We start from the raw sequence: 6,335 nt of genomic DNA on the forward strand, positions 1-6,335 counted from the left end.
GTGGTGGCGGGGCTGGTCGTGCTGGGGGTCGGGGGATCGCTGCGCTCGTCGTCGCTGCCGCAGGAGGCGCCGGTGGCCACGAGGCAGAGCACGAGCGTCGGGGCGAGCAGCCGCTTCATGGATGACCAAGAAAGCATGAAAATGCACCAAAAGCAAGAGACAGGCGGGCCGGGGGTGAGGTCGCTCTACCCAGCGACGTGACGGGTTGCACCTGACCGGCGGACCAAGTCTCGGGCGAGGATGAGACGGGGACACCTCTCCACGTCGAGTCCGGCGCAGCTGGCGGTCCTTGCGCCGAGCGACCGCGGCAGACGCAGCGTCCGGGCGCAAGCAGCCCACCGCTCGGATCGGAAGGGGTTCTGGCGGCTCGCGGTGGCCCATCGCCGGAGCGCAAGGATGCCGAGCCGCGCGGCTGTCAGCAGCGGCCCCGCCGCCCAGCTCGGCCCCGGCTGGCCCAAGGGCTGCTGGTCGCTCGGGGTTCGTAAGCGGCACCGCGCCTGACGGCGTCAACGCAAGCCTCGTCCGGCGTCGGCGGGCGGGCCGTGTGGATCCAGCGGGTGGGAGCCTCGCCGGGCTCGGCGCCCAAGGCGGGGCCAGCGCCCCCTCGGCGGGAGGCGCTCAACAGACGCTGGGGGCTGGAGCCGACCTCGCTCTGGCCCATGGCCCCCGTGGCCCTTCCTGTCTGGGGGCCTCAGCTGGTGCCATCGCCGGCCATCAGGTCGAGGGTCACGGTGCTCCGGGCCGTGTGTCGGTCCCGAGGGCGAAGCGGCGACGGTGGCCGCCTCGGTGCCCGGGTCGAGGAACTGGACCCGGTGGCGCCGGGCCCTTCAGAGGTCGACCGGCGACCAGCGGCACCGTCTCCCGCTTGGCCCTTGACAGCCGTCCACCGATCAGGCCCACCACCGATCAGGCGGAGTCGTGACCGGTTCTTGGTACGAGATCCCGCGACCGACCCGGGATCTCGTACCAAGAAGGGCGGCGTCCGCCGAAGCGTGGGGCCGAGCCCGAGCGGGTCGCCGAGGCGGAGGCGGCGCATCCCGGCCAGCCAGCGATCGGGGTCGGTGGCCCGGCGGCGCGCGGGAGTCGGCCCCACCACGACGGCCGCCCTCGGTCGCCCGCGGCACCTGCCGTCGCCCTCGGCGGCGACCTGCGGCCCGCAGCGGTCCGCGCTCGGGTCGCCGTAGCCTCCTGCCCATGCCCGAGGGCGACACCATCTGGCGGGCCGCCGAGCGGCTCCGTCCGGCGCTGGCCGGCGCGCCGCTGCAGCGCTTCGACGCCCCTCGCCTGGCCGGCGATCGTCCTCGCCCCGGGTCGGTGATCGACGACGTCGAAGCGGTGGGCAAGCACCTGCTGGTGCACTTCGGCGGCGGCCTGTCGCTCGACACCCACATGCGCATGACCGGCTCGTGGCACCTCTACCGCACCGGTGAGCGGTGGCGGAAGCAGCGCCACCTGCTGCGCTGCCGCCTCGTCGTCCCCGGCTGGGAGGCCGTGTGCTTCAGCGCCCCGGTGGTGCGCACCTACCGGCGCGACGGGCGAGCCAACGCCCTCGGCGTGAGCGAGAACCCCGTCGGCCACCTCGGACCCGACCTGTGCTCGCCCGACGCGGACCTCGACGAGGTGCTCCGGCGGATGGAGGCCCACCCCGAGCCGGGGACGACCATCGCCGAGGTCCTCCTCGACCAGACCGTGGCCGCCGGCATCGGCAACGTCTACAAGAGCGAGGTCTGCTTCGCCTGTGGCCTCGACCCCTTCACGCCGATCGAGGCGGTCGAGGTGGCTCAGCGCCGCCGCCTCGTCGAGGTCGCGTCGCGCCTGCTGCGGCGCAACCTGGCCACCAGCCGACGCACCACGGTGGAGGGCCCGCCGGGCAGCGTGGCGGTCTACGGCCGCCAGCGCCGAGGCTGCCGGCGGTGCGGCACCCCGATCCAGATGGTGCACCACGGCGCCCAGGCCCGCTCCACCTACTGGTGCCCGACCTGCCAGCGCCGCCCCCTCTGAGACGGACCACCTGGGCGGCGGCATCACCGCCCCGGTCCGCGAACAGGCGGCACGGGTTCTCACCACCCTCCTGGGTCGAGGAGACCCGTGAGGGTGGCAGTTTGTGAGCTGAGGGGTTGTTGCGGAAGAGGTCGACCGTGACCGGCGGAGGCGTGACAGGATGGCCGTTGTGAACGCACGCACAAAGGTCGTGATCGTGGGCGCCGGCTTCGGAGGGCTGGCCGCCGCCCAGGAGCTGAAGGGGGCGCCGGTCGACATCACGCTCATCGACCGCAACAACTTCCACACGTTCCAGCCGCTGCTCTACCAAGTGGCCACCTCGGGCCTGACCCCCGCGGACGTCGCCTACCCGGTGCGGGGGATCTTCCAACGCCAGCCCAACCTCCAGTTCCGGCGAGCCACGGTCGACGCCGTCGACTGGTCGGCGGGCGAGGTGGTGCTGAGCGGAGGTGACCGCCAGGCCTTCGACCACCTGGTCGTCGCGGCGGGCGCGACGGTGAACGACTTCGGCATCCCCGGCGTGGCCCAGCATGGCTTACCGCTCTACGTGCTCCCCGACGCGGTGCGGCTGCGCAACCACATCCTCGGTCGCTTCGAGGCGGCCGACGTGGACCCGACCGTGGTCGACGACGGGGGCCTCACGTTCGTGGTGGTGGGCGGCGGCCCGACCGGCGTGGAGCTGGCCGGGGCCCTCGCCGAGCTCATCGACAAGGTGCTGCACCGCGACTTCCGGGGCAGCCGGGTCGACGTGCGCCGGGCCCGGGTGGTGCTGGTCGAGATGACCGACGACCTCCTGCCCCCGTTCCACCCGCGCTCGAGGCGCTACGCCCGCTCGACGCTCGTGCGGCGCGGCGTCGCGGTGCGCACCGGCACGTCGGTGGCCGAGGTGTCGGCGACGCGGATCGTGCTGGCCGATGGAGACGAGATCCCCGCCCACACCCTGGTGTGGGCGGCCGGGGTGAAGGCCAACCCCGTCGCTGCCGCCCTCGGGGTGCCGACGGGGAGGGGCGGCCGGGTCACCGTCGAGGCCGACCTGCGCCTCGCCGATCATCCCGAGGCGTTCGTGGTCGGCGACATGGCCGCCATCGACGACGGGTCGGGTGGTCTGCTCCCCGGGGTGGCCCAGGTGGCGATCCAGGGCGGCCGCCACGTGGCCCGGCTGATCGAGCGCTCGGTGATCGGCGAGGGCGACATCCACGAGCCGTTCCGCTACTGGGACAAGGGCAACATGGCCACCATCGGTCGACGCTCGGCGGTGGCCGAGCTGCCCCACAACCTGCGCCTCACGGGCACGCTGGCGTGGGTCTCCTGGCTCGGCCTGCACCTCGTCTACCTGATGGGGTTCCGCAACCGGATCTCGGTGTTCGTCAACTGGGCCTGGAACTACCTGACCTGGGACCGGGGGGCGCGCCTCATCCTCGGCTCGGGTGAGGGCGAGGCGACGACGCCGGCGGACCCCACGGTGGATGACGCGCCGCCTCCCGACGTCGCGTGAGGGCCGGCGCTGAGGGCCGGGCGGCGAGGTCTCAGGCGCCGGCGCGGATCCGGCCTCGGAACGCGGCCAGGCACAGGCTGAAGCTCACCAGGCCGACGGCGCCGATGGCCAGCAGGCCCTTGCCGAGGGTGTCGGCCTCCCAGCCCTCCATGGTGAGCGAGCGCAGGGCGTCGAGGACGTAGGTGACGGGGTTGTAGACGGCGACGGTGGCGAGCCAGCCGCTCAGGAACTCCTCGGGCACGAAGGCCGTCGTCAGGAACGCGAACGGGAAGAAGAGGATGAAGCTCGAGTTCACCGCCGCTGGGTTCCCGGTCTTGAGGGCGATGGCGTAGGGGAAGCCGGTGAACACGATGCCCCACGCCGCGGAGAGCAAGATGAACGCGACCACGCCGAGGAGCCCGGTCTCGAAGCGCACCCCGACGGCGAAGCCCAGGGCCAGCACCGGGATGGCGAGGGCCACGACGAGGACGAAGTCGGCCACCATCAGCCCCAGCAGCAGGGCCGGGCGGCGGATGGGTGTGAGGGTGAGGCGGTCGAAGTAGCCGTCCTGGATGTCGGTGACCAGGGTCGAGGCCCGGCTGATGCCGGTGACGGCGAAGATGATGGCCACCGGCAGCTGGAACGCCTTGAAGCTGAAGCCTGGGTCCTGCACCTGGCTGGTGATGTCGGTGAGCGACCCGGTGTTCACGATGAAGAAGAAGATCGGCACGATCAGCGCCGGGATCACGCTCTCGGGCTCGCGGGGGATCGAGCGCACGGCGCGCCCGGCGACCGAGAGGACGTCGGCCACGACGCCTGCCTTGCGGGGCCGGACGTCGGCGGGGAACTCGGTGGTGGGAGCGGGTGGGGCGGTGGCGGTCAACGGTCGGCTCTCTGGCGCTCAGCGGTGCCGGTGGCGTCAGCGGTGTCGGTGGCGTCAGCGGCGCGGGCCTCGGCCTCGGCCTCGGCCTCGGCGTCGGCGTCGGCGCGGAAGCGGTCGCCGGTGAGAGCGAGGAACACGTCGTCGAGCGTCGGGGTGCGGAGGGTGAGGTCGCGCACCTTCACCGCGCAGCCGTCGAGGGCCACCGCCACCGGGCTCACGAGGGCGGACCCGTCCTCGGCGGCGATGGTGATCTCATCGCCGTGGACCTCGACCGACTCGACGCCCGGGGTGCCCTCGATGGCCCGACGGGCCTCGTCGGGCTCGCCCTCGATGCGGACCACGATGACGTCGGTGCCGATGCGGCGCTTGAGGGCCGAGGGACTGCCCTCCGCCGCGATCGAACCGGCGACGATGATGCCGATGCGCTCGGCGAGTGCGTCGGCCTCCTCGAGGTACTGGGTGGTGAGGAAGATGGTGACGCCGAGCTCGCGGTTGAGCCGCCGGACCTCGTCCCACACCCGGTTGCGACTCACCGGGTCGAGCCCGGTGGTGGGCTCGTCGAGGAAGAGCACCTCGGGGCTGTGGACCAGGGCGGCGGCGAGGTCGAGCCGGCGCTTCATGCCGCCGGAGTAGGTGCCGATGCGGTCGTCGAGGGCGTCACCGAGGTCGACCATCTCGGCCAGCTGGCCCAGGCGGTGGGTGACCTCGGCCTTGCGCAGCCCGTAGAGCCGGGCCTGGAGGCGCAGCAGCTCGCGGCCGGTCTGCTTGGGGTCGAGCGCCGCCTCCTGGAGGGCGACGCCGATGCGCAGGCGGACCTCTTCGGGGTTGCGGGCCACGTCGAAGCCGGCCACCGACGCGGTGCCGCCGGTGGGCGTCAGCAGCGTGCAGAGCATGCGCACGGTGGTCGACTTGCCGGCGCCGTTGGGCCCGAGGAAGCCGTAGACCTCGCCCGGGACGATGTCGAGGTCGATGCCGGCGACGGCGTCGTTGGCGCCGAAGCGGCGTTCGAGGCCGGAGGCCACGATGGCAGAGGAGGTCACGGCCGGCACCCTACCGAGGGGGTGCGACGGTGAGCCCCCCGTTCGGTGGCGATGTCAGCCGGTCGTCACCACGTGTTCATCCCCAGTGGCCGGCGGCTAGTGCCTCGGGGAGCATCAGCGCGGGGTCACCCGCGCGGGCCCGGGTGGAGGACACCTCGAGGTGGACGGGATCGACCTCGAGCAGCACCGCCCCGGGTTGACCGGTCGCGTCGGTGCCGGTCCCGTCGGTCATGGTCGGAGGGTGGCCGGTCACCTCGGTCCCGGCCCGAGCGGCGAGGAGCACCCGGGGGAGCCGGGCCACGGAGTCGTCGCGGGCCGCGACGGATCCGCCGTACCAGGCGGGATCGAGGATCTGGGCCCACTTGTCGGCACCGACCACCACCGCATCGGCCCCGGCGCCCGCGGCGATGTCGACGACGAGACGGGCCTCGGTCACCGCCACCGACAGGCGGGGGTCGGCGTCGGTGGCCTGGCGCAGCACGTCCCGGCGGTCCTCGACCGGCGTGCGGCTCGTGAGATCCTCCTTGCCGAGGGCCACCCGGGAGAGGACGAAGCACACCTCGTCGACGTGGCTCAGCGCGGCGCGGGCGATGGCCAGGTGGGCCACCGTCGGCGGATCGAACGACCCCGGGTAGACAGCCAGCATGGCCGCTATCCTGGCCGGTCGACGTGGAAGACGCCGACCGTTCTGACATGCCAGACGGTCAGATCTGGCGCTCTGGCGTGTCAGAACAGTGGTCGCGGCGAAGGTCGGCCGTTCTGACATGCCAGACGGTCAGATCTGGCGCTCTGGCGTGTCAGACCTAGATCGGTGAGTTAGCCGCGCGTACGTTCGTTCGGATGCGCGACGGATGCCTTTCGTTGCGGGAGAATTGGAGCTGCAAAGCCAACCAGTTCCCCGGAACGAAAGGCACCTGTCGGGTGAAGACGATACGCC

At 72.6% G+C, this 6,335-nt stretch carries 5 protein-coding genes; 2 read left to right on the forward strand and 3 right to left on the reverse strand.

Going from position 1 to position 6,335, the window contains the following annotated elements; genetic code table 11:
• The first annotated feature begins 1,194 nt into the window (after positions 1-1,194).
• Positions 1,195-2,001: a DNA-formamidopyrimidine glycosylase family protein gene (locus VNL12_RS03285; RefSeq protein WP_325591465.1), complete on the forward strand. Its 807-nt coding sequence runs from the start codon at positions 1,195-1,197 to the stop codon at positions 1,999-2,001.
• 160 nt (positions 2,002-2,161) lie between these two features.
• Positions 2,162-3,496 carry an NAD(P)/FAD-dependent oxidoreductase gene (locus tag VNL12_RS03290; protein WP_414654840.1) on the forward strand — a complete coding sequence of 445 codons (1,335 nt, stop codon included), beginning with the start codon at positions 2,162-2,164 and terminating at the stop codon, positions 3,494-3,496.
• A gap of 31 nt (positions 3,497-3,527) precedes the next feature.
• On the opposite strand, the gene VNL12_RS03295 is transcribed toward VNL12_RS03290, so the two are convergent.
• The 3 genes from VNL12_RS03295 to VNL12_RS03305 form a co-directional block, all read right to left on the reverse strand.
• Positions 3,528-4,358: an ABC transporter permease gene (locus tag VNL12_RS03295; RefSeq protein WP_325591469.1), complete on the reverse strand. Its 831-nt coding sequence runs from the start codon at positions 4,356-4,358 to the stop codon at positions 3,528-3,530.
• Positions 4,355-5,398: an ATP-binding cassette domain-containing protein gene (locus tag VNL12_RS03300; protein WP_325591470.1), complete on the reverse strand. Its 1,044-nt coding sequence runs from the start codon at positions 5,396-5,398 to the stop codon at positions 4,355-4,357. Before VNL12_RS03300 ends, VNL12_RS03295 begins: the two co-directional genes overlap by 4 nt.
• A gap of 76 nt (positions 5,399-5,474) precedes the next feature.
• Positions 5,475-6,044, reverse strand: coding sequence for an adenylyltransferase/cytidyltransferase family protein (locus VNL12_RS03305; protein WP_325591472.1), 570 nt, complete (start codon positions 6,042-6,044; stop codon positions 5,475-5,477).
• Between the last annotated feature and the right edge of the window lie 291 nt (positions 6,045-6,335).

The organism is Iamia sp. (assembly GCF_035575815.1).
Classification (GTDB): Bacteria; Actinomycetota; Acidimicrobiia; order Acidimicrobiales; family Iamiaceae; genus Iamia.